At 61.4% G+C, this 25,591-nt stretch carries 25 protein-coding genes, 3 tRNA genes and 1 pseudogene; 13 read left to right on the forward strand and 16 right to left on the reverse strand.

Annotated features, from left to right (window positions below):
* Positions 1-36: 36 nt before the first annotated feature.
* The 7 genes from FME68_RS00660 to FME68_RS00690 are packed head-to-tail and all read right to left on the reverse strand — an operon-like array spanning position 37 to position 8,783.
* Positions 37-1,341 (reverse strand): choice-of-anchor M domain-containing protein, encoded by a 1,305-nt coding sequence (locus tag FME68_RS00660; protein ID WP_158395389.1) that lies wholly within the window; start codon positions 1,339-1,341, stop codon positions 37-39.
* Entirely contained in the window at positions 1,338-2,234 is an 897-nt protein-coding gene (locus FME68_RS00665; protein WP_158395391.1) for an anchored repeat-type ABC transporter permease subunit, read from the reverse strand. Before FME68_RS00665 ends, FME68_RS00660 begins: the two co-directional genes overlap by 4 nt.
* Positions 2,231-2,959, reverse strand: a complete 729-nt coding sequence (locus FME68_RS00670) for an anchored repeat-type ABC transporter ATP-binding subunit (protein ID WP_328287661.1) — start codon at positions 2,957-2,959, stop codon at positions 2,231-2,233. The genes FME68_RS00665 and FME68_RS00670 overlap by 4 nt, the downstream gene beginning before the upstream one ends.
* Positions 2,952-3,845, reverse strand: a complete 894-nt coding sequence (locus tag FME68_RS00675; RefSeq protein ID WP_158395393.1) for a choice-of-anchor M domain-containing protein — start codon at positions 3,843-3,845, stop codon at positions 2,952-2,954. The genes FME68_RS00670 and FME68_RS00675 overlap by 8 nt, the downstream gene beginning before the upstream one ends.
* Complete coding sequence (locus FME68_RS00680) at positions 3,838-5,337, reverse strand: anchored repeat ABC transporter, substrate-binding protein (protein WP_158395395.1); 1,500 nt, start codon at positions 5,335-5,337, stop codon at positions 3,838-3,840. The genes FME68_RS00675 and FME68_RS00680 overlap by 8 nt, the downstream gene beginning before the upstream one ends.
* Entirely contained in the window at positions 5,337-6,416 is a 1,080-nt protein-coding gene (locus FME68_RS00685; RefSeq protein WP_328287662.1) for a choice-of-anchor M domain-containing protein, read from the reverse strand. Before FME68_RS00685 ends, FME68_RS00680 begins: the two co-directional genes overlap by 1 nt.
* 12 nt (positions 6,417-6,428) lie before the next feature.
* On the reverse strand, positions 6,429-8,783 hold the full coding sequence (locus FME68_RS00690; RefSeq protein ID WP_328287663.1) for a choice-of-anchor M domain-containing protein: 2,355 nt from the start codon (positions 8,781-8,783) through the stop codon (positions 6,429-6,431).
* A 161-nt stretch (positions 8,784-8,944) separates the two neighbouring features.
* Here FME68_RS00690 and gltX point away from each other — a divergent pair, with 161 nt between their 5' ends.
* The 3 genes from gltX (at position 8,945) to FME68_RS00705 (ending at position 10,822) form a co-directional block, all read left to right on the forward strand.
* Positions 8,945-10,444: a glutamate--tRNA ligase gene (gene gltX / locus FME68_RS00695; RefSeq protein WP_158395397.1), complete on the forward strand. Its 1,500-nt coding sequence runs from the start codon at positions 8,945-8,947 to the stop codon at positions 10,442-10,444.
* A gap of 174 nt (positions 10,445-10,618) precedes the next feature.
* Positions 10,619-10,690 (forward strand) — tRNA-Gln (locus FME68_RS00700).
* A 56-nt stretch (positions 10,691-10,746) separates the two neighbouring features.
* A tRNA-Glu gene (locus FME68_RS00705) sits at positions 10,747-10,822 on the forward strand.
* 65 nt (positions 10,823-10,887) lie between these two features.
* Here FME68_RS00705 and FME68_RS00710 read toward each other — a convergent pair.
* Together FME68_RS00710 and FME68_RS00715 are read right to left on the reverse strand one after the other, a co-directional pair.
* A pseudogene (locus tag FME68_RS00710) lies at positions 10,888-11,109 on the reverse strand (IS1249 family transposase); the annotation flags it as partial.
* Positions 11,110-11,341: 232 nt separating this feature from the next.
* Positions 11,342-11,572, reverse strand: a complete 231-nt coding sequence (locus FME68_RS00715; RefSeq protein ID WP_143342263.1) for a hypothetical protein — start codon at positions 11,570-11,572, stop codon at positions 11,342-11,344.
* A 321-nt stretch (positions 11,573-11,893) separates the two neighbouring features.
* Between FME68_RS00715 and FME68_RS13125 the strand changes: the two genes are divergently transcribed.
* Complete coding sequence (locus tag FME68_RS13125) at positions 11,894-12,166, forward strand: alpha/beta hydrolase (RefSeq protein ID WP_158395399.1); 273 nt, start codon at positions 11,894-11,896, stop codon at positions 12,164-12,166.
* Here the strand turns inward: FME68_RS13125 and FME68_RS00725 are convergent.
* Both FME68_RS00725 and FME68_RS00730 read right to left on the reverse strand, forming a co-directional pair.
* Positions 12,161-12,490 (reverse strand): transcriptional regulator, encoded by a 330-nt coding sequence (locus FME68_RS00725; RefSeq protein ID WP_144013562.1) that lies wholly within the window; start codon positions 12,488-12,490, stop codon positions 12,161-12,163. The genes FME68_RS13125 and FME68_RS00725 overlap by 6 nt on opposite strands.
* Positions 12,483-12,887, reverse strand: coding sequence for a hypothetical protein (locus FME68_RS00730; protein WP_158395401.1), 405 nt, complete (start codon positions 12,885-12,887; stop codon positions 12,483-12,485). Before FME68_RS00730 ends, FME68_RS00725 begins: the two co-directional genes overlap by 8 nt.
* 636 nt (positions 12,888-13,523) lie before the next feature.
* Here FME68_RS00730 and FME68_RS00735 point away from each other — a divergent pair.
* Positions 13,524-13,596, forward strand: a tRNA-Glu gene (locus tag FME68_RS00735).
* Between the two features lie 58 nt (positions 13,597-13,654).
* Here FME68_RS00735 and FME68_RS00740 read toward each other — a convergent pair.
* A complete protein-coding gene (locus FME68_RS00740; RefSeq protein WP_158395403.1) occupies positions 13,655-14,410 on the reverse strand; it encodes a hypothetical protein in 756 nt (251 codons plus the stop codon).
* A 131-nt stretch (positions 14,411-14,541) separates the two neighbouring features.
* Complete coding sequence (locus FME68_RS13130; protein WP_070681158.1) at positions 14,542-14,832, reverse strand: hypothetical protein; 291 nt, start codon at positions 14,830-14,832, stop codon at positions 14,542-14,544.
* A 172-nt stretch (positions 14,833-15,004) separates the two neighbouring features.
* Between FME68_RS13130 and FME68_RS00750 the strand changes: the two genes are divergently transcribed.
* Positions 15,005-15,808 (forward strand): chymotrypsin family serine protease, encoded by an 804-nt coding sequence (locus FME68_RS00750; protein WP_158395405.1) that lies wholly within the window; start codon positions 15,005-15,007, stop codon positions 15,806-15,808.
* Positions 15,809-15,848: 40 nt separating this feature from the next.
* On the opposite strand, the gene FME68_RS00755 is transcribed toward FME68_RS00750, so the two are convergent.
* On the reverse strand, positions 15,849-16,562 hold the full coding sequence (locus FME68_RS00755) for an IclR family transcriptional regulator (RefSeq protein WP_070511683.1): 714 nt from the start codon (positions 16,560-16,562) through the stop codon (positions 15,849-15,851).
* 48 nt (positions 16,563-16,610) lie between these two features.
* Between FME68_RS00755 and leuC the strand changes: the two genes are divergently transcribed.
* The 3 genes from leuC to FME68_RS00770 all read left to right on the forward strand — a co-directional run bounded on the left by leuC (position 16,611) and on the right by FME68_RS00770 (position 19,620).
* Positions 16,611-18,053 (forward strand): 3-isopropylmalate dehydratase large subunit, encoded by a 1,443-nt coding sequence (gene leuC, locus FME68_RS00760; protein ID WP_158395407.1) that lies wholly within the window; start codon positions 16,611-16,613, stop codon positions 18,051-18,053.
* Between the two features lie 16 nt (positions 18,054-18,069).
* On the forward strand, positions 18,070-18,660 hold the full coding sequence (leuD, locus tag FME68_RS00765; RefSeq protein ID WP_158395409.1) for a 3-isopropylmalate dehydratase small subunit: 591 nt from the start codon (positions 18,070-18,072) through the stop codon (positions 18,658-18,660).
* A 75-nt stretch (positions 18,661-18,735) separates the two neighbouring features.
* Complete coding sequence (locus FME68_RS00770) at positions 18,736-19,620, forward strand: sulfur globule family protein (RefSeq protein ID WP_158395411.1); 885 nt, start codon at positions 18,736-18,738, stop codon at positions 19,618-19,620.
* 46 nt (positions 19,621-19,666) lie between these two features.
* On the opposite strand, the gene FME68_RS00775 is transcribed toward FME68_RS00770, so the two are convergent.
* Positions 19,667-20,665 (reverse strand): NUDIX hydrolase, encoded by a 999-nt coding sequence (locus FME68_RS00775; protein WP_158395413.1) that lies wholly within the window; start codon positions 20,663-20,665, stop codon positions 19,667-19,669.
* A gap of 149 nt (positions 20,666-20,814) precedes the next feature.
* Between FME68_RS00775 and FME68_RS00780 the strand changes: the two genes are divergently transcribed.
* Together FME68_RS00780 and FME68_RS00785 are read left to right on the forward strand one after the other, a co-directional pair.
* Positions 20,815-21,813: an NAD(P)H-dependent glycerol-3-phosphate dehydrogenase gene (locus tag FME68_RS00780; RefSeq protein WP_070681350.1), complete on the forward strand. Its 999-nt coding sequence runs from the start codon at positions 20,815-20,817 to the stop codon at positions 21,811-21,813.
* Positions 21,814-21,834: 21 nt separating this feature from the next.
* Entirely contained in the window at positions 21,835-22,905 is a 1,071-nt protein-coding gene (locus FME68_RS00785; RefSeq protein ID WP_046649071.1) for a D-alanine--D-alanine ligase family protein, read from the forward strand.
* 66 nt (positions 22,906-22,971) lie between these two features.
* Here FME68_RS00785 and FME68_RS00790 read toward each other — a convergent pair whose 3' ends face one another.
* Complete coding sequence (locus FME68_RS00790) at positions 22,972-23,886, reverse strand: DUF3515 domain-containing protein (RefSeq protein WP_046649072.1); 915 nt, start codon at positions 23,884-23,886, stop codon at positions 22,972-22,974.
* A gap of 92 nt (positions 23,887-23,978) precedes the next feature.
* On the opposite strand from FME68_RS00790, the gene FME68_RS00795 reads away from it, so the two are divergent.
* Together FME68_RS00795 and FME68_RS00800 are read left to right on the forward strand one after the other, a co-directional pair.
* Complete coding sequence (locus tag FME68_RS00795; protein WP_102233886.1) at positions 23,979-24,944, forward strand: thiamine-phosphate kinase; 966 nt, start codon at positions 23,979-23,981, stop codon at positions 24,942-24,944.
* Between the two features lie 35 nt (positions 24,945-24,979).
* Complete coding sequence (locus FME68_RS00800; RefSeq protein ID WP_158395598.1) at positions 24,980-25,588, forward strand: uracil-DNA glycosylase; 609 nt, start codon at positions 24,980-24,982, stop codon at positions 25,586-25,588.
* Positions 25,589-25,591: the final 3 nt, after the last annotated feature.

The following is a 25,591-nucleotide window of genomic DNA, read 5'->3' on the forward strand; positions in this document are numbered from 1 at the left end:
ATCCACTCCTTATGCGGGGTGACCGCCCCTAGGGGACTAGTCGCGGTTGCGCGGGCGGAAGAACTGCACAGCGATGAACAGCCCGATACCGAGGAGAAGCGCAAGGGAACCCATGCCCGCAAGGAAGCCCGCCCAGAAGCCGGCCATCGGTGCGCCATAGCTCATAGCCTGGATGTTTGCGCTTCCAGCCTGCTGTTCCTCCGTGCTTGGGGCGGGGCGCTGCGCCGCGGCGGTATGCTTGGTGCTTCGTTCCTTCTTGGGCGCCGCGGTACTCCCGGACTCTTTCGCGCGAGTAGCAGAGCGCCCGTTCGAGGTGTTCCGATGTGTGGAATCTCTCTGTTGTTCCACAGTGTGGGATGATCCGTTCTGTGGGGCGCGCTGGCCCTGCGTCTCAGGACGTTGGCTTCTTTCAGAAGCATCTGCGGCCGGCTTCTTTTCGGTGCTTCGCGCGGAGCGCTCAGACTGCTTCGAGTCTTTGGCGTCTCTGGACGTGGAGGGCTGCGCGCCGTTGAGGACGGCCTCGGCCTCCTTGAAGGTTTTATCCATCGTCTTGTCTAACTGAGCGATGGACTTAGAGGTGTCGTTGATCTCCTTGGCCAACTGCTGCGGGCGGTTCTTCGCGCTGCCAGAACCAGAGCCCTGCCCAGCGCCGGCACTGGCACCCCAATCCAGTTGACACACCTCGTCGGGCTCCGCTTCACCTACGAGGAAAGGAACGTCGATGGAATGCTCCGAGCCATCGTTGAGCGTAAACGTGAAGGTTGCGGCATAGGCGCCTGGCTCGGTGAAAATGATCCCGGTGTGGCTGTGGAAGTGATCGGGGTAGTCCCAGGTGATGTCTGGGTCTTCCGAATCAAAGAGGACGGTGGGCGCTGCACCCAGGGAGTTTTGGAATCCCACCATACGTCCGCCTTCCGGTGCGCTGTGCAGCGTTAGCGACAGGGTAGCGCCCTCGGCCGTTGCCGGGTCGAGGTAGCTGGTGTTGAAACCAAGCCAGGGGATTGCCGGGTCTTGGGTTTGGGGGATCTGCCAACCACTCGACGGGATATCGCTTCCGGCTGACTCATCGAAGGCGGCATTGCTGCCGACCTCCACGTAGAACTCGCCGGAATCGTAGTCCTTGCCGGACTCATCGTCGCGGGCGATGAAGGAGATGTTGCCAGAATCTCCCACCAGCGCGAGATCTTGGTGTCCGCGGCTAAAGGCATGCAGGGAGCTGGCATCGCAGGAGGACTCGCCCGCGCGCTCCGCGGCAACAGCGGGCGCTGCAGAAGCAATCATCGTCGGCGAGCTCAGGGCGATAGCGGCGGCAGCGGTCAAGGTTAGGGGACGGATGTTCATGCGGACAGGGACTCCTTTGATTCAGATGGGTGCAGGGAGGATGCCGTGGCACGACGAGAATGCAGAAGAGGGGACAGCGCCCACGCCGCGAGGAAGCAAGCAGTAAGCAGCAGCACGATGGTCGCACCAGCGGGAAGATCGATGGCCCACGCCAGATAGATGCCGAAGAAGCTGCCGAGCGAACCGATGGCCGCGGAGGCGATCATCATCGACCCCAGCGAGTCACAGAGCAGCCGCGCCGTGGCCGCCGGGGTAATGAGTAGGGCGAGCACGAGGACGTTGCCGATGGTGCCCACAGAGATGACCACCGCGCCGGTCACGCAGAGGTAGAGCACGATGTCCAGAGCAAAGACGGGCAGTCCCATCGCGCGGGCGGTCTCTTTGTCCAAGCACGTGGCGGTGAGCTGGGGGCCGAGCAAGACCACGGCCCCAACGATGAGCACCGTGACGATGAACGCGGTGTAGAGATCTGCACGGGAGACACCCGTCAGCGATCCGAAGAGGAAGCTCGTGAGCGAGGCCGTATAGCCCTCCACCCGGGAGATAATGACCATGCCGAACGCAAAGGATGCGGCGAAGAAGATACCGATGACGGAGTCCTCGCGGACCGTGCGCCGCTGAGAGAAGCACGCGATGAGCACGGCGACGGTGCAGCCCGCCACGGCGCCGCCGAGCAGTACTGAGCCCTGGAGCACGAAAGCGATAGCCAGACCCGGGAACACCGCGTGGGAGACGGCATCGCCGATAAAGGCCATCCCGCGCAGCACGACGTAGCACCCCACCACCCCGCACACGATCGCCGCGAGGATGGAGATGCCGACCGCGCGGGCCAAAAAGTCCAGGTGCGGGTTGGCCAGGTCCTGGAAGAACTCAACAAGCGAAATGTCGATCATGCCGCCACCCCAATCGCAGAGAGCAGCGGTGAGGAGGCCGATACCCCGAAGGTCTCGCTCCACGGCTGCGGGGTCAGGCGCAGGTCCTCAGCGGGCCCGTCCGCGACGATCCCCCGGTTAAAGAGCACCAGTCGCGAACACGAATGCGCGGCCTCGGAGAGGTTGTGCGTGGACATGACCACGCTGCTTCCCTGGTCGGTAAGTTTCTGGAAAAGAGTCAGTAGCTCCTCGGTGTTGGGAGCGTCGAGTCCGGTGAAGGGTTCGTCGAGAAGCAGCACCTCGGGCTCGCAGGCCAGAGCGCGGGCGATGAGGACGCGCTGGCGTTGGCCGCCGGACAGCTGCGCAATGGGGCGCTGTGCGAACTCTTCCAAATTGGTCAACTCGATGGCGCGGCGGGCGGCCTGCTTGTCAGCACGGCCCGGCCGCCGGAACCAGCCCACCATTCGCGTGCGCCCGCTGAGCACTGCCTTGGCCACGCTGATGGGGAAGTCCCACTCCACGTCGTGGCGCTGCGGAACGTAGCCCAACGAGGTGGTGACGTCGATGGTACCGGTGAAGGGGACCAGCCCCAGAACGGCGCGCATCAGCGTGGTCTTACCGGCTCCGTTCGGTCCGAGAAGCCCAATAAACTCGCCGGGGTCGACGTCGAAGCATGCGCCGTCGATGACCTGGCGGCCAGAAAGCGATACTGCCAGGTCGTTGATTGAGATGAAGGGATTAGCCACGGCGCCCGCCTTTCGCGCGTAGCACCGCAAACACAGCCCCGACGAGGACGAGTAGGCCCGCACCGGCGAGTGCCCAGACCCACACCGGCACCGCGGCGCCCGCTGAGGCACCCGAGGACTCGGAGCTCGGATCCCACTGCGCGGCGTGTGCCTGCGCGACGTCGGTGCCTGCACCGACGGCAAAGGTCAACGTGGCCTCGGCAGCGACATCGCTCCCGGCGCTCTCGCCCGCGCCTTGCCCGCTCATGCGTACCCGAACCTGGTGGATGCCGGGCTCGCTAAATACCCAGTTAGCGTGCGTGTGCGTGCCCAGGTCCACCCAGAAACCGTCCGTGTCCCCGGTTGCGGTGGACCACAGCAGTTGCGGTTCTTCGAAGCCGCCGTTCTGTAGGAAGAGGGAAAACTCGCCCGGCCCTTGGTGGCCTAAGAACTCCATGGTGAGGCCGCGGTCAACGTTCTCCGTTAGCGAGGGCGCCTGGGTATTCCAGCCCAGCCACGGCACGTCGGCTTGTTCTGTTTGGGGAACGACCCACACCTGCGATCCAGGCTCGGCGCCGACAAAGGAAAAGGCTTTGTCCTCCGGAAGGGTGAGTTGGGCATTGTCGCCGACGTCGAAGACCACGTCAGCAGGATCACGCCACACCGGCGTGGCTGCTGAATCATCGCGGGCGAGGAACTGGGCTTGCCCGTCGACAAGCAGTAGCCCGAGGTCCACGTGACCGTGGTCGATGGTGGCCTCTGTCCCAGGTGCGGCGACCTCTTCATCGGCGCTCACGACCTGGGCCAGATCACCGGCCCACGCGGTCACCGGTGCGAAAGCCAGCGCCGCAGCGGTCAGTGTTGCCGCCAGGGACGTGCCTAGTGTGTGGATGGTGCGATTAGACATGAGTTTCCTTCGTGGTGCTGCCTAAGCAGCGGTTGAGTGAGTGTGCGTTGAATCGCAGGAGGTCGAGATACGTGGGGACGGTGTCATCGAGAGTGTCGCCGTAGATGGGGCAGACCGCGATCCCAAGGGATTCGGCAGCCTCACGGATGACATCGGCGCTGGCCTGTTGTGTAGGTTCGACGAAGACCGCGGGCAGGCGGAGATTCTCCAACGTGCGGCGCAGGGCGATGACGTCCCGCGGCGAAGGCTCGATGGCCGGGTTGGGAGTGACGAATCCCGCAATATCAAGGCCATAACCTTGTTCCAGGTAGGCATAGCCGTGATGAGGCGTGACCAAGTGCCGGTTACGCTCCGGGATGTCTTCGATGAGCCGCCGCACCTCCGCGTCCGCGTCATGCAACTGCTCGATGTAGTCCTGAGCGCGCTCCCGATAGTCCGCGCCGTGGGACGGATCCGCCACGGCCAGCTGCTCGGCGATGACCTCGGCATAGCTGATGCCATTGGCCGCGTTGTGCCACAGGTGCGGGTCAACCTCGCCGTGGATGTGCTTGCCCAGGACAGCCTGAGGCAGCAGGTAGGTCTCTTCACCCGGGCGCCCCAGGAAGCGGTAAGCGGGATCCGGCGGAATCTGCTGCAGGGTGGAGTTGGGAATGCTCAACGCCGTAGTGCGCGGGTCGAAACCTTCGCCTTGATCCTCCAAGTCGAGCTCGCCCGTGGACAGGTCCGCGGTGATATCTACGTGTCCCGCATCCAGGGAGGTCATTCCATCAGGTGGCTGTACGCCTACGGCCACCGTGAATTCCTGCGGTAAACTATCAGTTGCGCCAAAAGTGAGACGGTATATGCCCGGCTTGGTGAAGGCCCACGAGACGTGCGTGTGGGCGTTGGCCGGCAGCGTCGTGGAATCGTCGCGTTCGTCCAGACCATCAGCCGTGTTAAAGAGTGCTTCGGGCGTACCAAACGTGGATACGACGTAGGCCGCAACATCGCCTGGCCCCTCGGCATCGAGCAGGCTCATGGTTACGCTCGTTGTACCCGGCGGGGCATTGCGCACACGCAACCCCAGCCAGACGGCATCGAGGGCAACGTTTTCCACCAGCGGCACGAGACGGGCCCCGCGCGTGGACGCTTGGTCCGCTACCTCGGTGACCGGAACATCCGATGATTCCCGCAGCGTCTTCAACAGGTTCTGCGGCTCGAGGAGAAACCCATTGGCCAGCAGCACATCCGCGTTGGCGACATCCCGCACCGAGCGCAAGCTCGGCTCAAAGGTGTGTGGGTCCTTGCCCGCAGGAATCAACGTGGTCACCGCAGCGTCGTCCCCGGCCACGTGCTTGGCGACGTCCCCCAGAATCGGCGTCGTTGCCACCACCTTGAGCTTCGCATCGTCCCCGCTGGCGGTGCTCGCGCAACCACTGAGCGTGGACGCGCCAATAAGCACCGCCGAGAGCAGCGCGATGGGATGCGTCCGGGTGCGTACTCCGTGCGGCATTAGTCGCGGCCCTTCATGAGTGCGAGACGTGCTAGGGCTAGGCCAAGCACGAGCATGCCGAGGCCCAAGATTCCGATGCCCCACGGCAGTAGGTTTTGCCCGCTGTCGTAATAGCCGGCAGCAGCGACCGTCTCTACATTCTCCGCGGCTGGCGCTGCTTTGTCGGCTGCGCGGGCAGGCTTGCGCTCCTTCCTTTCCTTGCGCTCTGAGCGGCCCTTTCGCTCCTTGTCCTGTGCCTTTTGTTCCGCGTTCTTAGTTCCCGCAGCCGACGCCGCACCGCGGGTAGCGCCTCCGGAGCTTCCGCCCCCAGAGCGGGAGCCTGAGTTCGAGGAGACAGGCTCGTCGGAAGAGGCCTCGCCCAAGGTGACGTCGTCGGGCTCAGCAGAGCTCTCAGCACCGTGGTCGGTATCCGACTCTTCTTCCCGGGGCGTGGCTTCTGCATCACCGACGTCCCAGGTATAGGTGACCTGGTTACTCGTGTCCCCGTTGGATTCTGCCTGCACCGTCATGGTGTAGATACCGGGTTCGCTAAAAGCCCAGTTGACGTGTCGGTGTGCCGGGTAGGCCTGGTTGATGACGTCCCCGGACACCAGGTCCAGCGCGCCGGCGTCGGTGACAGGCTGGATATCGCCGAAGCCTGCCGTTTCGAAGACGAAGATATCACCGGGGCCGGTGACCTCGACGAACTCGAAGTTGATGTCGGTGTAGCCAGCCGATTGTGCAGACTGGGTATCCCATCCCGGCCAGAGCAGCGAACTGTCCTGGGTCTGGGGGAGGTAATACGTCGGTGCGCCAATCCCATCGATGCCCTCGGTGGCCTCGCTCCAGGCCTCCTCGGCCACTTTGAGGGTGACATCGTTGCCTGGGCGGACGACACCGCTACCGGTGATGTCTTCCTTCATTGACAAGGTGAGCTCACCGCCGGGTGCGGAGACATAGAAGGCGTCGACGTGTCCGGTGTCGAAAACCTCGCCATCGGCGCGGGCCGTGGCCGGGTGGCCCGTGAAGACGACTGCCAGCGCCACGGCGATGGCGCAGAGGGCAGCAGTGACTCTGTGCAGCTCTGTGGTGCGGTGCACGCGGTGTCCTTTCTAGCGATGAAGCAGGCCGTTGAGGCGAGACTCAATCTGGCCGCGGTGGTTGTTGTAGAAGTTGAGGAAACCTTGGAACACGATGGCCAAGACAACGGGAAGCACGAGGCCCCACAAACCCTCGAGTTTGGGCATAGAGGACTTCATGTCCTTCTCGCCGCTGGATTTGTTGTCGTTCGGCTTGGTGCTGCCGGGCTTGTCGTTGCCTTCGCCCTTGTTTCCGCCCTTGTTTCCGTCCTTCGCGCTCACGCAGTCCTTGATCGCGGCGTCGCCGGCGGCCACGGTGAGCGTCTGCGGTTCGGAGGTGATCTCTTTTCCGTCTGTAGTGGTGGCCGAGTAGCTGACCTCGAGCTTGTACATCCCCGGCTTCGTAAACGCCCAGTTGGTGTGGGTGTGGGAGGCGAAGGTGGTCTCAATGGAGTAGTCACCTTCGGCGGAGTTGATCAAGGGAGTAAAGCCCTTGCCCAACCCTTCGGTGGTGAATAGGCCCACCTGTGCGCCGTCGGGCATCTCAACGGGCTTGATGTTGAGGGTTACCGTGCCGTCTTTGTAGTCCTGGTAGTCAAGCGCCTGGGTGTTATAACCCGGCCAGATGATGCTCTGCTCTTGGGTTTGAGGGAGCAGGAAGAACTTATCCTTGCCCAGGTAGTCGAAGTCTTTGCCCTTGAGCGCCTCCGGGCGGGGGCGCAGGGCGTTGTTGTGGATGGCGAGGACAACGTCATCAAGCGGGCGCTCGACGGTCTTCTTGTCTACGATGGCCGTCTCATCCTTGAGGCGGGTGCGGAACTTATCGCCGTCACGAGTGACAGCGATATCGACGTGGCCATGGTCGAGCACCGCCTTGTCAACGCACGTACCGGTGTACTTTCCTGCCTCTGGCTTGGTGTTGTTGTCCGGGCTGGTGGAAGGGGCCTTGGAGGTTGTGCCGAGTGCGCCGCGGCCCTCGTATTTCTGCCCAAAGGAGAAGTTCTCGGTGAGCGTGATGCTTCCGGAATCTTGCTTGATGCTCGGGTGCGGGAGGATATCCAGGCGCACGGTATTGCCGTTGAAGCTTGCGTCTGCGCCGACCACAAACTCCGCGCGGCCGTTGCTGATGACCCCGTCGAATTCCACGTCGGGAAGCTCGCTGCCCTTGCTGAAGAAGCCACCATGGACGTACCCTTCGAGCTTCTTATCGGCGGCCTCAACGATGATGCGTGTTGCGTCCTCGCCCTCCGGAATGGCCCGCGCGGACAGCTCCGGGTTAGATACCGAAACCTCTTGATCGGAGGAGAGCTGGCGGGGGTTGGTGGTCTCTGCCCAGGACTCCGCAGACTTCTTCGAGGTGGTGGAAAGCTCGGCGTTCTCTGAGTAGGCGAGCTCCTCGGAGATCCAGCGCGGGCTGCCGTCCTCCGGGGTGTAGACAGCCTGGATCGTGGAGGCCTCTGGGCCTAGGAACTCATCGAAGTGTGCTTGACCGTCTTTCACGGGCAGATCGGTGAGGAAGTAGCCGTCGATCAGCAGCGTGAGCGTGCCGTTGCTGCCGCCGGTGAAGTCGATGGAGGAGAGGCGCTCATCCCCATCCTTGTCTCCGGACTTTTTCGGAGCGATGGTCAACCGGTAGTCCTGTGCGCTGGCATCTCCCGCGGTGGCCTTGTCGAACCGCTCCTTGAGTGACGGTGTTGGATCGGCGGCCGGACGCTGACCGCCCACCTGGATGGAGGTGGTGGTCGGTGCGGAAGCGATGAGCTTGCCGTCCTTGTCGCGCGCGGTGGTGCGGTAGGTCAGCTGGTAGCGCCCAGGCTTGGTGAAGACGGTGTAGTTGTGGGTGTGCGTGCCGCTCGTCAGCCAGGCAGAATGCGGGGCACCCTCGGTGGTTCCGAAGAAGCGCTGCAGGCCGCCGGGGCCGGGGTAGTAGCCAAACATCTCTACTTCGCCGGGGCCATCGACGCTTAAGAGGTCGAGAGAAGCGATGTTGTCGCGGAAGTCATCGACAGGCAGCTCGGTGTCCGCACCGAAGCCCATCCATACCGGGTCCAGGCTGCCCTGTACGCGGGCAGGTGCCATGTAGTAGGTCGTGCCAGCCTTTCCGAGGAAGGAAAGTGCCGGGTCCTCGGGGACTGTGAACTGGTATTGGTTGCTTCCGTTCTGGTCCCAGCCTTTGCCCACCCAGGTGACCGTGTCGGCAAGGTCGTGGTTGCTTTCTGCGGAATGGCTCTTGAGGGTGAGAGAATTACCCTCCCAAAACGCCTTGGGGGAGTCGATGTGCGTTTGGGTGGCCACGTGCTTGCCGTCGTCGGGGCCGGCAACGGCGGTGGCGGGAGAGGCGAGGAGTGCGGCGCACGTAAGCAGAGCCGCGTAGCGGGTACGAACCACGATGGGAGACCTTTCTTCAGTTCTTGAACGAGAATTCACTATAGGTAATGGAAACCAGTACCGGTAAGTATGAGGAAAAGGTGCTGCTCAGCCTTAGTGGAAACGGAGTTCAACTACCCCCAAGTGGGGCGGGCGGTGCGGCGATGCGGCGCTGAACTACGATGGTGGGCATGACTGAAAAAACATCCGACGTCCGCGTCCGTTTTTGCCCTTCACCTACCGGCACGCCCCACGTGGGCATGGTCCGCACGGCTCTGTTCAACTGGGCTTATGCCCGCCACACTGGCGGTACGCTGATCTTCCGCATTGAAGACACCGATGCTGCCCGTGACTCCGAGGAGTCCTACCAGGCCATCATCGACTCCCTGAACTGGCTTGGCCTCGGCTGGGATGAAGGCGTCAACGTCGGTGGCCCGGACGAGCCTTACCGCCAGTCGCAGCGCATGGACATCTACGCCGACGTCCTGCAGAAACTGAAGGATGGCGGCTACGTCTATCCGGCTTACTCCACCAACGAAGAGGTGCAGGAGCGCCACAAGGCAGCCGGCCGCGACCCGCAGCTGGGCTACGACAACTTCGACCGCGACCTCACCCAGGAGCAGATCGACGCTTTCGAGGCGGAGGGCCGCAAGCCGGTCTGGCGCCTGCGCATGCCGGACAAGGATTGGTCCTGGACCGACCTGGTGCGCGGCGAGATGACCTTCAAATCGGAGACCCAGCCCGACTACGTCGTGGCGCGCTCGAACGGTGCGCCGCTCTATACCCTGGTTAATCCGGTCGACGATGCGCTTATGGGAGTTACCCACGTTTTGCGCGGAGAGGACCTCCTGTCTTCCACGCCGCGCCAGCTCGCCCTCTACGAGGCGCTCGTGGAGCTCGGCATTGCCAAGAAGACGCCTGAGTTTGGCCACCTGCCCTTCGTGATGGGTGAGGGGAACAAGAAGCTGTCCAAGCGTGACCCGCAGTCCAACCTGTTCAATCACCGCGACAACGGCATCATCCCGGAGGGAATGCTCAACTACCTGTCGCTCTTGGGATGGTCCCTGTCTGCGGACCAGGACATCTTCTCCGTCGACGAGCTCATCGCCAACTTCGACGTCCACGACGTGTTGGGGAACCCTGCTCGCTTCGACCAGAAGAAGCTCGAGGCTATCAATGCGGATCACATTCGCTTGCTGGAGCCGGCAGACTTTGCGCAGCGCCTGCGCGACTATCTCACCGAGTACACCGACTTCCCGGCCGACTATCCGGAGGAGAAGTTCGCTTTCGCCGCAGATCTGGTGCAAACCCGCATCAAGACGCTGTCCGACGCCTATGGCCTCATGTCCTTCCTCACCACGCCGGACACCGAACTGGAGCTGGACGAGAAGGCGGCCCGGAAGAACCTCAAGGAGGATGCGGTCCAGCCGCTGGAGGTTTCCATTGCCAAGCTGGAGGAGCTCGAGGAGTGGAAGACGGAGGAGATTGAGAAGGTTCTCTCCGCCGCGCTTATCGACGACCTCGGCCTCAAGCCCCGCAAGGCCTACGGTGCCCTGCGTGTAGCTATCTCTGGTCAGCAGGTCTCCCCGCCGCTGTTTGAGTCCATGGAGTTGCTGGGCAAAGAGTCCACGCTGGCTCGACTCAAGGCTGCGCAGGCGCTCACGCCGTGGAGCGCTGAGTAGTCCTCCTGGGCAGTCTCACAGAGTTGTAATTTCGGGGCGTTAGGTGTCTCTCCTAACGCCCCGAAAATGCTTTCTGGCCTGGCGATTTGTGTGTATCGGTAGTGCTGGATATAGTTATAAACCGTTGCAGCGAGCAGCGAGGGGGCAAAGCCCCGAGCTAGTTCGAAGCGATAATGGCCTATGGTGTAATTGGCAACACAACGGTTTCTGGTACCGTCATTCTAGGTTCGAGTCCTGGTAGGCCAGCAGTGATAACTGCGCAAGGTGCAGCAGCACTTTGCAGTAAGTCGTCACAGTTCTACGCCCCGTTCGTCTAGCGGCCTAGGACGCCGGCCTCTCACGCCGGTAACACGGGTTCAAATCCCGTACGGGGTACCATTCAAAGAGTGGCAAGCACGATAAGCTTGCCGCTCTTTTTCTTATAATTGGCGACCATGCACCCGCATTCGTCGTTGGTGTTCTCCGCGTCTTCCGCGGTGAGTGCGTGCTAGTAGTTTCAGCTGGGAGTTGATTCCGCCTTCAAGGCTGTTGGTGGTGGCTTTGATTCGGTGTACATCAAGGACTCCGTCGGGTGGGTTGAGGTAGACAAACAGCAGGTTGCTGCGCCAGAGGTGGTTGAGACTGTTGTAGGCCTTGCGCACGCTGGCATGAGTCCAGGTGTGAGTCCAGCGACCGGTGACTTCGAAGCACTCCAATCAGCTACACTGACCCGAGCAGCATAGCTAACCCCCGACGTGTCTACTTTCCAGGGTCAGGCCCTTCACGATGCTCCGTTGCTGGCCACCGTCAAGACGATCCCACTGCTCGTTCAAGGCCGCGACGATGATCGCCTGGGCGTGCACGCTGACCCCAATCTGAGTGTTCCCGATACTGCCCAGGAGCAGCGAGCCCATATGACTACTTGTTCAAGTCGGTTAGAATCCAAGCACTACCCGGATTATCCAGAGAAAAAGTGAGAGCAACTGTCGTTGACTCCATGGTTAAAGAAGACGGACTTGATGGAGAACAGAGATCGAGAGCCTGTTGAGAGAACCTCACCCATTGTTCGCTGTCGCCCTTTCCTCTAAGAAAAAGGAAGTTTTCGTGATCGGAGAAGCCGTGTTCTGGAACAGGGGGATCATCAGCCATAAGTGTTTCTTTGACTGTTTGATACGGAGTGTATGGGCACACGACCGAAAACTCAGTCCACTCTGGTCCGTAGAGTTCCTCCAGTGTGATGGACTCAGTAACGGGGATTGCATGTCCCGATCGTTCTACGGACGCGAGATGAGAAGCCAATGGGTCATCAAAACTACAAGAGGAGAGTAATAGGGAGACAATACTAGTGAACCCTATCCGCGTCATCATGCGTCTCATTAACATAGCCTCCTTCTGGCGCCTATCCTAGGATAGCGTAGATCGCATGAGGGCGAGTGGGAGCTTCCTGGGCTCTTTGTTGTCTCTGGGTTTGTGGTGAAGCTTCGTGTCATCCCAGAGCTTGATGAATTTATTGGCCAGGCCCACGTCGACGTGCCTGCTGTCAAACCCCACATCGCTCACGCAGAGGTCTTCGTGTCTACTGACGATGTCCTGGTGGACCCTTCCCTCACGCAGCAGCTTGCCGACGCCCTCTCGGCCGCGCCCATCACCATCCACGGCGCTGGACATTTCCTTGAGAGTGACGGCTATGCCGAGTTTCCACAGCTGGGGGATCGCATAGCGCAATGGCTGCGCAGCCTATAGGCCCTCAGTCATGGCTTTGAGCGCCTCCACGTGCTGCACGTAAGCTTGTGCGCCTGCCTCAGTAAGCGTGACCCACACAGTGTCCTTGGCGCGGGTAGAACCGTACTCTCGGGCGCGGCTAATGTAGCCGCAGCCTTCGAGGTGCTTTAACTGCTTGGAAAGTGTATCGGCGGGCAGCCCGGTCAACTCGGCGAGCGTGCTGTACTTCATTTGCCGATCGTCGGTGGCACCGGCGGAGTAGAGCGTGGCACAGATTCTGAGTCGGTTAATCGGGTGGATAACTGGATCCAGCTCAGGGGATTGGTTGCGTGCGTCCTTAGGCATTTGAGCCCTTTATGGCTGCGTTGCGGTTCTCATAGAGCATCCAAGCCGTTGCTGCTGAAACGACGACGCCGCTGGTGATCATCCATGGCCATGTATCAGGTGTCGGCGTGGTGGAGAAAATCATTGCGGCGGGGAGCAGTACGCGTGACCACGTGGCGCGATCGTTCCTTGGCCCCATGTTGGGATTGGGGCGAACAAAAGGGTTCGCGATTTTGTCCTTGAGGAGGTAACCGAGAATGAAGGTCGGTATGAGGATTGCGAGGGTGTACCACCACGACAGCTTAGAGACTGCGAGGCTACTGCCGATGCCGAGCGCTACAAGTGCGACCGCCCACTCGCTCTGCTTCCAAGCTGTTCGTTGTTGAACCTCTCCAATGACTTTGAGTTCGTCGCTCATAACTTGCCTTCCTTGTTTGCCACTAGTGCAAGCTTAACGCTTGCACTAGTGGCAAGTAAAGGGGTGTGGCTTCTCGTACTATCTGAGTGGTCTGGTTTTACCCCATACCGGTGTGCATCTTCGGCGAGGTGGACGGGAGGGGCGGTGGAGTACCAGGGGGCGGACCAGCGGCCAATTGGTCTAACTCCTACCGGTATGCCTTTTCTGGTCATACACTGCAGGTACAACGCATTCCCGACAGAAAGGAGAGTGGATGGCGGAAGCTGAAAATCATCACTATCGCCGACGCGACTCTAGCAGATAGTACTAGGCGGCATCGCCATAATCCACAACTTCTTAAAGCCAACACTCGAGCGAAGTAGGAGCCTTGCACCACATGCTGTTAGCGCACGTGTCCTCCCGAACCTCTAGCGATGACTAACAAGTGCTCCGGCCCCAGCAGCCCACGGCACGCCAGCGGAATAACCACTGATTCGATCCGCGCCCAGGCCTTGAGAGCCAATGTTTCCATCGCAGCCGAAAGCGGCAACGAGGTTCGGGATTTTATCTGTGTAAAAAGTGCTTCTACGTGCCGATTTGTGCAACCTTTTGGGGATCCTATAGTGTTTAGCAAGTCCGCAACGGACAGCTAAGCGAGCCCCGTTCGTCTAGCGGCCTAGGACGCCGGCCTCTCACGCCGGTAACACGGGTTCAAATCCCGTACGGGGTACAACGAAAAGCGCTAAGCCATGCACATGGCTTAGCGCTTTACTTCTTTAGTGTGGGTGCTACACGATCATGATTTCCGCGTTGTTACCGCCGGTGCAGCGGATGATCTCGCGGTCGTCGGTCCTGCATGCGAGGTCGTAGGACTGGTGGGTAACCGGACTGGTGACCGAGATTTGTGGTGGGACGTATCCGCGTAGATCTTCCAAAGAGCTTATGGTGAGCCCCATGAGGTGGCCGGCAGTCGAGCGGGCAAAATCACAGCTGGTATTCGGCCCTGCGAGGATGTAGGTGACGTTGTAGCCATCACCTGTCTGGCATACCGTGGCGGGAGTGCCGAAGACATCGACCTTTGCGCCATTGATCTGCTTCTCTGGCAGCTGCTCGTGGATGTGGTTGATCGAACCAATGCGCGCGGATTCAATGGTTTTCCGGCTTCCAGGTGGCATGACGTACTGTCCAGGCTCTACTCCCTGAAGGTGGGGAGGCGTCGTTTGTGGTGCCTGCTGTTGTGCAGCTTGCTGCTGTGCGCCTTGCGGCTGGGCGCCTGCTTGTCCTTCTGGAGCGGAGCCACCGGGAACGGTGGGCTCGGGGCCTGCAGGCACCTCGGCGTGGGAGTCGTCTTTAAGCGGCTGGAAAGCCGGATAGGTGTTTTTGAATGATGGCTCTGTTGCCTCAGAGGTGGCCGGGGCCGTGTCTGGGGCGGCGGTCTCGGTGGTGGTGGAGGAGCAACCAGCCGCGAGTAGACCCGCGGCGGCTACGGCGGTCAATGCCGTGAGGAATCGGCGTGCGGAGGAAGGGGTCTGCGGGGAAGTCATGACCCCACACTAACGCCCGCCTAGCCATATGGTGGGGAAAACGGGGAAAGCTGCCCAACCCTCAGTGCAGAACACCGAGTAGGCGGGCAGCAAAAGTCTGTGCTAGCGAGTCTGTGCTAGCACGAGGAGCCTTAGTGGCAGTCCCAGTGACCGTCGTGGGCTGCGTGGCGGTGGCCATCGTGCAGGTAGTCCACGTGATCGCCGTGCGGGATGGCGACGTGACCGCAGCCCTCGCCGTGCTCGTGATCGTGGTCCTCGTGAATGTGGTGCTCGGACGTCTCGCACTCGTCCCAGTGGCCCTCGTGCTCACGGTGGATGTGACCGTCGTGCAGGTAGTCAGTGTGATCGTCGTGGGGGAAGGCAACGTGGCCGCAGCCCTCGCCGTGGGTGTGCGTGTGCTCGTCGTGGATGGTGTGGGTCATGATTCCTCCTCAAAGAATCGGGGATTTTCACTCCATTTTCAGTAGCTGATAGTTACAGTAAAGCGAATTTTCACTATGTTTTCAATAGTGGGGGTGGGTGGGGGTGCCCCACCCTGATGGCTGTGCACGAAGTGAAAGGTGATTCATATGTGAAAAGCGCTAGAGTAGGGAAATGATGAAAAAGTCTCTTCAGCACCGTTCTTCGCGCCTTCTGTCTGGCCTGGCTTCTGTCGTGGGCGCGTGCTCGCTGGCCATTGGGTTTGCTGCCCCCGCAATGGCTGGCGAGGGCGTGCCGGTTACCCAAGGCCAAAAGATTGTCGCCTCCGATGGTTCTCTGTGCAGCATCGGCTATGTTGAGGCCACTCGGGCATGGACCTCGGCGCACTGCGGTCTCAATGGCGAGCAGATGTATAACGACGCAGGCCAGCACGTAGGTACGCTGCGCTGGTTCAAGCCCTCGGGTGCGGCGGGGCATGACCTGGCTTATATCCAGTTTGCTGGTGGGACCTACTCTGCGGGAAACCCGCTCACCGGAGATGGAATGGCACCCGTGCCTAGTGAGGGATCAACGGTGTGCTTCGACGGGCAGGCTACCGAGCGCCAGTGTGGCACCGCGGTGCGTGGCCCGGGGCTCTTCCCAGGAATGAACTACGTTGTGGACGTGGCGTTGGCGCCAGGGGACAGCGGTGGAGCAGTCTCCGTGCCGGGGCAGCCGGGTGTGGTGGGCATCTACCAGGGGATCACTCAGGCTAGCCGCGATGGGCAGACCATAACCTTCTCTAACTATGCTCGCATGCCGCGCGCCGACGAGTTGGCGCACTTGCCGCACCAAGGCTGGGTACCGCGTCGCCCCAACCGGGAGCCGGGAAACCCAGTGCGCCTGGTGCAGGAGAGGGGAGAGGCGCTGTCTTCGACGAGTAGCACGGGTCCGGAAGGGTTGCGCGGCCTAGCCATGTACTTCGGGCTGAGTATTTAAACGGCTGGTATCTAGGCAGATGGGAATTCGTGGGCGAGTTTTAGCGTCCCGCTTTTCCCGGAGCGTCGTGGGATAGCGCGGCGGTGAGGCGGGAGGAGGCGTCGACAAGCACGTCAGCGAACTTCTCCGCTGGGGAGGGGCGGAATCGTTCGGCGGAGCCGGAGACAGAGAGTACGGCGATAAAGTTGCCGGCGGCGTCGAAGACGGGGGCGGAAACGGAAGCGAGATTCGACTCGCGCTCCTCGATGGATTCGGAGTAGCCGTTGGTACGCGCGAGCTCGACGTCGTGCTCGCTAAAGAGGGCGTCGGGAACGTGTACATCCGCAAAAGCTGCGAAGATGCGGGCGGCTGAGCCGGAAGTAAGGGGTAGTTGGCGGCCGACGGGTACGACGTTGTGCAGGCCAATCTCCGGCTCGCGTGTAGCAATGCACGTGCGGGTTGTTCCAGATAGCTCATAGAGCTGTACGGACTCACCGGTGGCCTCAAGGAGTTCTTCCATGATGGGTCCGGCGGTTTCAATGATGCGATCGCGGTTGCCGGGAAGGGCGGGGCCCGCACCCCACTTTCCGTCGGGTGTGCGAGTGAGGATCCGGTGTGCCTCGAGTGCTGTGGCGAGACGATGTGCGGTTGCTCGTGGCAGGCCGGTGGTCTCACAAAGCTCGTTAAGCGTGGAGGGGCGGTTGGTCGCGGCCATCATGATGGCAACTGCGCGATCCAATACCTTTATTCCTGATACTGCGCTATACTCTCCCATATAATGAAATCTACGTCCCATTAATTGAGATTTCAAGTGGAGAGAAACATGACTGAGAAATTGACACTCGCAGAGAAGGTATGGCGCGACCATGTCGTGCGCAAGGGGGAGAACGGCGAGCCTGATCTCCTCTACATTGACTTCCAGCTCTTGCATGAAGTTACCAGCCCGCAGGCCTTCGACGGTCTGCGCCTGGCTGGACGGACGATGCGGCACCCTGAGTTGCACTTAGCCACGGAGGATCACAACGTTCCCACCGTGGGTATAAAGACCGGAAATCTCCTGGAGATTAAGGACGAAGTTTCCCGTACACAAGTGTCTACCCTTCGCAAGAACTGCGAGGAGTTCGGCGTACGCCTGCATTCGATGGGTGATGCCCAGCAGGGCATTGTCCACACCGTTGGTCCGCAGTTGGGTATCACCCAGCCCGGCATGACCATTGTGTGTGGTGACTCGCACACCTCGACGCACGGCGCCTTCGGCTCCATTGCCATGGGCATCGGTACCTCCGAGGTTGAGCACGTCATGGCCACTCAGACGCTTTCGCTCAAGCCTTTCAAGACGATGGCTATCGAGGTTAGCGGTGAGCTGGCGGAAGGTGTTTCCGCCAAGGACTTGATCTTGGCTATCATCGCCAAGATTGGCACTGGCGGCGGCCAGGGCCACATTATCGAGTACCGCGGCGAGGCCATTCGCAAGATGTCGATGGAAGCGCGCATGACGATCTGCAACATGTCCATCGAGGCTGGTGCCCGCGCTGGCATGGTTGCTCCGGATGAAACAACCTTTGAGTACGTCAAGGGCCGCGAGTTCGCCCCGCAGGGCGAGGACTGGGATGCCGCGGTTGAATACTGGAAGACGCTGCCGACCGACGAAGGCGCCGAGTTCGATACCGTCGTCGAGATCGATGGCTCCGCCCTCACCCCGTTTGTCACCTGGGGCACCAACCCGGGCCAGGGTCTGCCACTGAGCGCTGTGGTGCCCGACCCGGAGGAGTGTGGTGACGACGGCGAGAAGGCCGCAGTCGAGAAGGCCCTGGCGTACATGGACCTCACGCCGGGCACGCCGTTGCGCGATATCCAGATCGACACTGTCTTCCTGGGATCGTGCACGAACGCTCGAATCGAGGACCTGCGCGCCGCCGCCGAGGTAGTCAAGGGGCGTAGCATCGCTGCCGATACCCGCATGATGGTGGTCCCGTCATCGGCGGTGGTCAAGGCGCAGGCTGAGGAGGAAGGCTTGGACAAGATCTTCATCGATTTCGGCGCTGAATGGCGTACCGCGGGTTGCTCGATGTGCCTGGGTATGAACCCGGACCAGCTGAAGCCGGGGGAGAGGTCGGCGTCGACAAGCAACCGCAACTTTGAGGGCCGCCAAGGCCCCGGTGGCCGTACCCACTTGGTGTCCCCGGCCGTTGCCGCGGCGACAGCAGTCCTGGGCCACCTGGCCGCACCAGCTGATATCGACGATGCCGCCGTAGCCGGCGCCTAAGGAAAGGGAGAAGACAATGGAGAAGTTCGTAACTCATACTGGCGTCGGCGTTCCGCTGCGAGTTTCCAATGTGGATACCGACCAGATCATTCCTGCGCGCTATCTGAAGTCCGTCAAGCGCACTGGCTTTGCCGAAGGCCTGTTTTCTAACTGGCGCAGCGACGAGAACTTCATTCTCAACCAGGAACCGTTCAAGGAAGGCTCTGTGCTTTTCGCGGGTCCGGACTTTGGTACCGGTTCCTCTCGTGAGCACGCGGTGTGGGCGCTTGCTGAGTATGGATTCAAGGCGGTGTTTTCCTCCCGTTTCGCCGATATCTTCCGCGGCAACTCTGGCAAGGCCGGACTGCTGACGGGGCTCATGGAACAAGAAGACATCGAGCTCATCTGGAAGCAGTTGGAGGCCGGAGAGACCGAAACCACCGTTGATTTGGAAGCGCGCACGGTTACCGTTGGCGGCAACAGCTACACCTTTGAGATCGATGACTACACCCGTTGGCGCCTCATGGAGGGCCTCGACGACATTGGGCTGACCCTGCGCAATGAAGACGATATCGAGGCCTTTGAGGACAAGCGCCCGGGATTCAAGCCCCGCGTCGTGGCGTCTTAGCGTGAGCAATGGGGGTGTGGGAGTGTTCCCCGCCTCCTGTGGCACCGGCCACATATCGGCGTTAACATCCTCGGCATGAGCAATCCTTATCAAAGCTTTAGCGGGGACAGCGGCAATCAGTTCGGCGGTGCAGGCGGGCATAGTGGCTATGACTATCACGACGCCGCAGGTTATGGCTACCAGCAACCCAACGGCTACGGCTACCAGCAGCCGGCAAGCTTTGGGTACCACCAGCCCGGCGCCGCGCCTGGCAATCCACAAGGCGGGGCTCCCGCGCAGCCCATCGACGCCATGGATATTGTGGGCCAAACCTTCAAGGGCTACCTGAAGCAGCCTGTGCCAGGGATGCTGGCCATGCTGGTGCATCTCATTATCTCTTTTGCTCTTCTTCTTGTGCCGGGAACCGTTTTAGGCGGCATCTCCGCAGCGATGGAAGAAAGCGGCAGGGACATTGAACCCCTGGTTCCTACCGTGGGGATACCTCTTATGGTGGTCATGGCGCTAGCCGCCTACGCTTATCTCTGCTGGATGATGGCGAACCTCTTCAATGGTTCCCGGAAGATCGCTGATGGGGAGAAGGTCACCTTCCGCGACTACTTTAGGTTTGCGCAGCTGAGTGGTTGCGCCGGTGTCTATGCTTGCTTCTTTATTTTGGTAATGCTCGGATCTATTGCGGGTGGCTTCCCCGGATTGATTCTCTATGCGCTCCTGTGGCCAGCGCCCGTGATCAAGGCGGATAACCCCGATAAGCCTCTAATGGACTGCTTCCGAGAGGCCCTCGACCTAATCATGGAGAATCTAGGGCAGTCGCTGCTCTTTATTCTGGTCTGTTCCCTCATCACGAGCTTTGTCGTATTTATCCCCATCGTCGGCTTCCTTGCCGCCTATCCGATCTGGGCGCTCGGGATGGTCCTTTTCACCCGCGCTATGCAGCGCCGCCCTGCTGTGCGGTGGGAATAGAACGGCAGGGCGGTGAAAGGTACCTAGTGAAGTGGCGATGTAGTGCTTATCGCACCGGCAGCGGGCTAGCTAGATAGTCTGCGCCCGTAAGCTCACCGTCGTTGAAGGAAAGAACCCACACCGAAGCTTTCTTGAATTTGAGTTCTTTGATCGGCTCTTGAATGAACTTCGGTGCATAGGACTCGATGATGCCGGGGATTGTCAGCCCTTGGCTGACGATAACCGGAACGCCGCCGCCGTCGACCACGCGCTGAAAGGCGGCGCGGGCGGTCTCAGGTGATTCAGCAAAGACATCATCGCCGAATGCTTTGTTAACGGCGATGTCCATGCCGAGTTCATCGGCCAGCGGGGCAGCGGTGTGCTGGCAGCGCTGCGGCGGGGCGCTATAAATGGCGGTCGGATGGAAAGGCGTGAGCATCGGCACGAGCATCTCCGCCTGGCGGCGCCCCTTCTTATCCAGCGGGCGCAGGTCATCATCACCCTCCCAGGTGCGGCGCTGGTGCGCGCGGGCATGGCGCACGTAGAGAACGCGGGTCGTTGGTGCGAGGCGCAGGCGCTTCTTTGCCTTGGCCAAGACCTGTGCATCAACGTCATAAGAGAGCAATGCGCAGGCATCATCGATCTTCATCCAGCGCAGCTCGTCGGTTTCCTGATTCGGGGTGTATTCGCCATCGAGCACCCGCGCCAGCCAGTAGTAGACCACCTTGGTGCGGCCTTGTACTGGGTAAGCTACCTTGCCGATGAGTTTGCCCAAGCGCACGGTATAACCGGTTTCCTCGAGGATCTCGCGCGCGGCGGTAACAGGAAGGGATTCGCCCGGATCCACCTTGCCCTTGGGCAGTGACCAATCGTCATAGTGCGGGCGATGAATGAGGGCGACTTCCGGATCGTGCGGGTCACCGCGCCAGAGAACCGCACCGGCGGCCAGGGTCGTGCGCTTAAACTCATCGGCCGGATCGACGGGCACTTCTTGGTGTCGGCCAGAAATAAAGACCTCGGATTTGATGTCTTTGTCCGTCTCATGCATGTTCTTTGCCTTGGGCATGCTGCTCCTTTTGCGCCAGTAGCTTCTAACCTTTTCCATTTTCCTCCACTCACTGCCGCGATGCAGCCTTACGCGCCGAGCGTGCTTTAATGCCGAGCGTGCTTTAATGGGGAAAGCCGATATACCGGGAATCTACAGTGAGGTGGCACATAGTGAACGTAGCAGTATTGGGTGCGGGCTCGTGGGGAACTACGCTGGCAAAGGTTTTTGCCGATGCCGGCAATGACGTCCGCTTGTGGGCGCGCCGTGAAGAGCTAGCCCAGGCCATCAATGCACGCCACGAGAACCCGGATTATCTCCCAGATCTTCCGTTGCCCGCCTCCATCCGCGCTACCACCGATCCAGCTGATGCGCTGGAGGGTGCGGACATCGTCATTTTCGGCGTCCCCTCGCAGACCTTGCGGTCCAACCTGGAAAAATGGGCGCCGTTGCTGCCGGAGGATGCAACTTTAGTATCGATTTCCAAGGGCGTGGAGAAGTCCACCCTTAGCCTGATGAGCGAGGTGATTGCCGATGCCGCAGGGGTTTCCCCCGACCGCATTGCGGTGCTCTCCGGGCCCAACTTGGCCAAGGAGGTGGCCCAGGAGCAGCCGGCAGCTACGGTTATCGCGTGCCGCGACGCCGACCGTGCCAAGGCTGTCCAGCATGCCGCCGCAGCACCCTATTTCCGGCCCTATACCAACACCGATGTTATCGGCGCGGAAATTGGCGGTGCCTGCAAGAACGTGATTGCACTTGCCTGCGGCATGGCTGCGGGTAAGGGGCTGGGAAACAACACCATGGCCAGCATCATTACTCGAGGTCTCGCGGAGATTACTCGTCTCGGCGTGAAGCTGGGAGCGGACCCGTTCACCTTCTCTGGTCTGGCTGGTATGGGTGACCTCGTGGCAACCTGTAGCTCGACGTTGTCCCGCAACCGCACCTTTGGCTACCGCCTCGGCCAGGGCGGCACCCTGGAGGAAGCCACAGCCGCCACCAATGGCCAGGTAGCGGAAGGCGTTATCTCTTCCGATTCCATCTTTAGGCTGGCGCAGCGCGCGGGCGTAGAGATGCCTATTACCCAAGCGGTCTTCGGTGTGTGCCACCGCGGCGTGACTGTCGACGACATGATCGTGGCTCTGATGGGTCGCACCAAGAAAGCTGAGTAAAGCCGAGTAAAGTTGCTCGGTATGACTGAAGCGAATCCTGTGCGCGTGGCCGTAGTGTACGGCGGGCGCAGCTCCGAGCATTCAGTGTCGTGCATCTCCGCCGGCGCAATCATGGAGCACCTTGACCCGGACAAGTATGAGGTTGTGCCGATCGGCATCACGCGAGAGGGCACCTGGACTCAGGGCAGTCGGGAGGGCCTCGGCATCGTAGATGGGCGCCTGCCCGAGGTAGAGCTGCACGATGAGCTGGCGCTTTCCCTCAACCCCGCCACGCGCGGACGCATCCACAACGTCACTCGCCATGAGCACTACACCGAAGTGGATGTCATTGTGCCGGTTCTCCATGGCCCCTACGGTGAAGATGGGACGGTCCAGGGGCTTTTCGAGCTCTCCGGCATCCCTTACGTGGGCGCGGGCGTGCTGGCCTCGGCTGTGGGAATGGACAAGGAGTTCACCAAGAAGCTGCTGGTTGCGGAAGGTCTGCCTGTGGCGCCCCAGGAGGTGCTCACTGGGGAAGCCACGCTGAGCGACGCCCAAAAGGAGCGCCTCGGCCTGCCTGTCTTTGTGAAACCGGCGCGCGGTGGTTCCTCCATCGGTGTGTCCAAGGTTTCGGCGTGGGAGGATTTCGCGGACGCGCTGGCCCTAGCCTACGAGTCCGACGAGAAGGTCCTTGTCGAGCCGGAAATTCGCGGTGCAGAGGTGGAAGTGGGCGTCCTCGAGCACCCAGACGGTAGCCTCCAGGCTTCCGTTCCCGCCAAACTTTTGGGCACTACGGAGTCCGAAGAAGGCTTTTATGACTTCGATGCCAAGTACATCGACGAGGGCGTTTCGGCGGAAATCCCTGCGCCGTTGAGCGATGAACTAACCGCTGAGCTCCGCCAGCGCGCTATTGAGGCTTTCCGTGCTCTGGGCGCTGCCGGCCTGTCCCGCGTGGATTTCTTCGTCAGCGAGGATTCCTACTGCATCAACGAGGTGAACACCTTCCCCGGCTTCACACCCATCTCGATGTACCCCCAGGTATTCGCCGCCGTGGGTGTGGGCTATGCCGAGCTGCTGGATACCCTCATCCAAACCGCGCTCGCGCGTTCCTAGTCCTTAGCCCGCCTAGTCCCTCAGCTGAGTGCGAAGGGCAGGCGGTAGAGGAGCAGGCCGCGGTTGCTACTGGGAAGGGGTGGCGGCCACGAGGGCGTCGCTCAGCCGCACCAGCGCGGAATTGGCTGCCTCCTGCGGAGCAGACAGCGCGAGATCCTCCGCCCGGCCGAGCGCGAACCACGTGCCGGCCGTGGTGCCCTCCGCCAGGGTGGTGTCCTCGAACCAGGGCACGTCATTGACCTGCTGAAGCTGGACACCTGCACGGTAGTTCTCCGGTGCAGCCACACCACAACGCACGACGATCTCTTCCTGGCCCGGCGCGCTGTAGACCCAGGTGTTCTTGTCACCGACATCCTCGCGGCGCGAGTAGCCCTCCGCGAGGGTCTCCGGCAGGGCCTTTTCCAGCCGGCTGCACATGGAATCCGGGCCCGCCTTCAGCTGCGATAGCGGAGCGGCATTGGGCTGTTGCTGTTTCTGTTCCAAGTGGTCGAGAGCATCACCGAGACCCTCCGGGGCGTCGTCGCGCGCGTTGTCGGAGGTGGTGGTGACCGCGACGGCGGGAACGCGCTTGGTGCTGTACCACGTCGTGAGATTCGAGCCGGGAGTGGCGTCGACGACCTGCAGCCAGGATTCGCCGTCGGCCTCGACGGTCTGGGAATACTCAGTAAATTGCTGCGGCAAGTCAACACCGCAGCGCAGCGTTATCTTGTCCTCCGAGCTCTTCGCCCACGCCGCAGCACCCGCGGGAGCTGGCTCGACAAGATCGACGCGTGGGTACCCCAGTAGTTTGTCTGGCAGCGCATCGACCACGGCGGCGCACTCGGGGGAATCCGCCGCCTCAGATGGGGTGGGAGGCAGCGCCACCGGTTGCTGGGCAGCGGTGGTGAAGACGTATTTTGCCCCAAAAATCACCGCGAAGACCATCGCGATGGCGATCCCGAGTGAGACGTAGATTGCGGTGCGGTTAAATTGGGTATCCATAGGGGCTTATCCTATCGCTGATAGTCCAGGAAGAACGAACGTGGACGGTGCGCACGCGTACAGTGCGTGGCCCGCGCAACACAAAGGAGTCCGTGACGGTGGGTTTATCGCATACCCTCGACCAAGCCGGTGAGCGGCAAGTCATCCATGAGATTGTCACCGCTGCCCCGAGCGCGCTCAACGGTGACGATGCCGCGGTGCTGTACCCGGCAGCGCCCAATTCCCGCACGGTGGCAGCGACAGACATGATGGTGGAAGGCAGGCATTTCCGCCGGGATTGGTCGACTGCCGCAGAAATCGGGCAGAAGGCCATCGTGCGTAATTTCGCCGATATCGAGGCGATGGGTGCCCGGCCCACCGCAGCACTGCTGGCTATTGCCGCCCCAGGGGAAACCCCGGTGGATTTCGTGCGGGGGATTGCGCAGGGCATCGCTGAGCGCTGCGCGGTCTATAACGCAGAGCTGGTCGGCGGCGACCTTACCCGCAGCGACAGCTTAGTCATCAATGTCACGGCGATGGGCTCCTTGGGAGGAAGTGGGGCGCCGCTGACCCTAGATGGAGCACGCGCGGGCCAAAAGCTGGTGGCGCACGGCAAGATTGGGTACTCCGGAGCGGGCCTTGCTCTGCTTCAGCGCTTTGGCCGCGCGCTGCCCCCGGAACTAGAGGAGCTGTGGCCGCTGATCGACGCCCACTGTGCACCCACCCTGAGCCCAGGGCGTGGGGTTATCGCTCGGGCAACGGGGTCGACCGCGATGACAGATAATTCGGATGGCTTAGTGCGTGATGTGGGGCATCTGGCACAACGCTCCGGGGTGCGCATCGACCTCGACCGCGCAGCCATTGCCCCGGATCCGCTCCTAGCTGCTGCCGGCGCGGTGCTTGATATCGATCCGTGGGAATGGGTCCTAACGGGAGGGGAGGATCACACGCTGTTGGCCACCACGTACAAGGCCGCTCCCTCTGGGTTCCGGGAAGTAGGCCGGGTGATGCGCGGTACCGGTGTCACCATCAGCGGAGAGGAGCCTCGCTATCGCGAGGGCTGGGAGGGATTTGCGTGAGCCACATCGATACCTCTCGTATTCACTATTCGTGGATGCCCCACATCCGGCAGGCGCTGGAGGAGAATCTGCCGCGCCTTGAGCAGCAGATCGGCCAAGACTTTCTGCCCCCGGCCGAGGACGTCTTCGCTGCCTTGTCGATGCCCCTCGACGACGTACGTGTCCTCATCGTGGGCCAAGATCCCTATCCCACCCCGGGCCATGCCATGGGCTTGTCCTTTTCTACGCGCCCCGGGGTGCCGGCTCCCCGCTCGTTGCAGAATATCTACGTCGAGCTTCACGATGACCTCGGGATCGACGGTCGCGCGGATGGGGACCTGCGGGCGTGGTTCGACCAGGGCGTGCTGCTGCTGAACAGGGTGCTTACCGTGGCCCCGGGCCAGGCCGGCTCGCACCGGCGGATGGGCTGGGAAGCGATTACGGAGGCCGCCATCAGAGCGTTGGCGGGGCGCGATATCGTGGCCATTTTGTGGGGGCGCGATGCCCAAACCTGCCAGGCCTTCCTGCCGGGTACGGAGTGCATCACCTCCCCGCATCCTTCACCCCTGTCAGCACGACGCGGCTTCTTCGGATCGCGTCCATTTTCCCGGGCGAATGCGGCCTTAGAGGCCCGTGGCGTCTCGACAGTGGACTGGCGCTTGTAGACT

It is taken from the genome of Corynebacterium hiratae, assembly GCF_009708045.1.
In the GTDB taxonomy this organism is placed as follows: Bacteria; Actinomycetota; Actinomycetes; order Mycobacteriales; family Mycobacteriaceae; genus Corynebacterium; species Corynebacterium hiratae.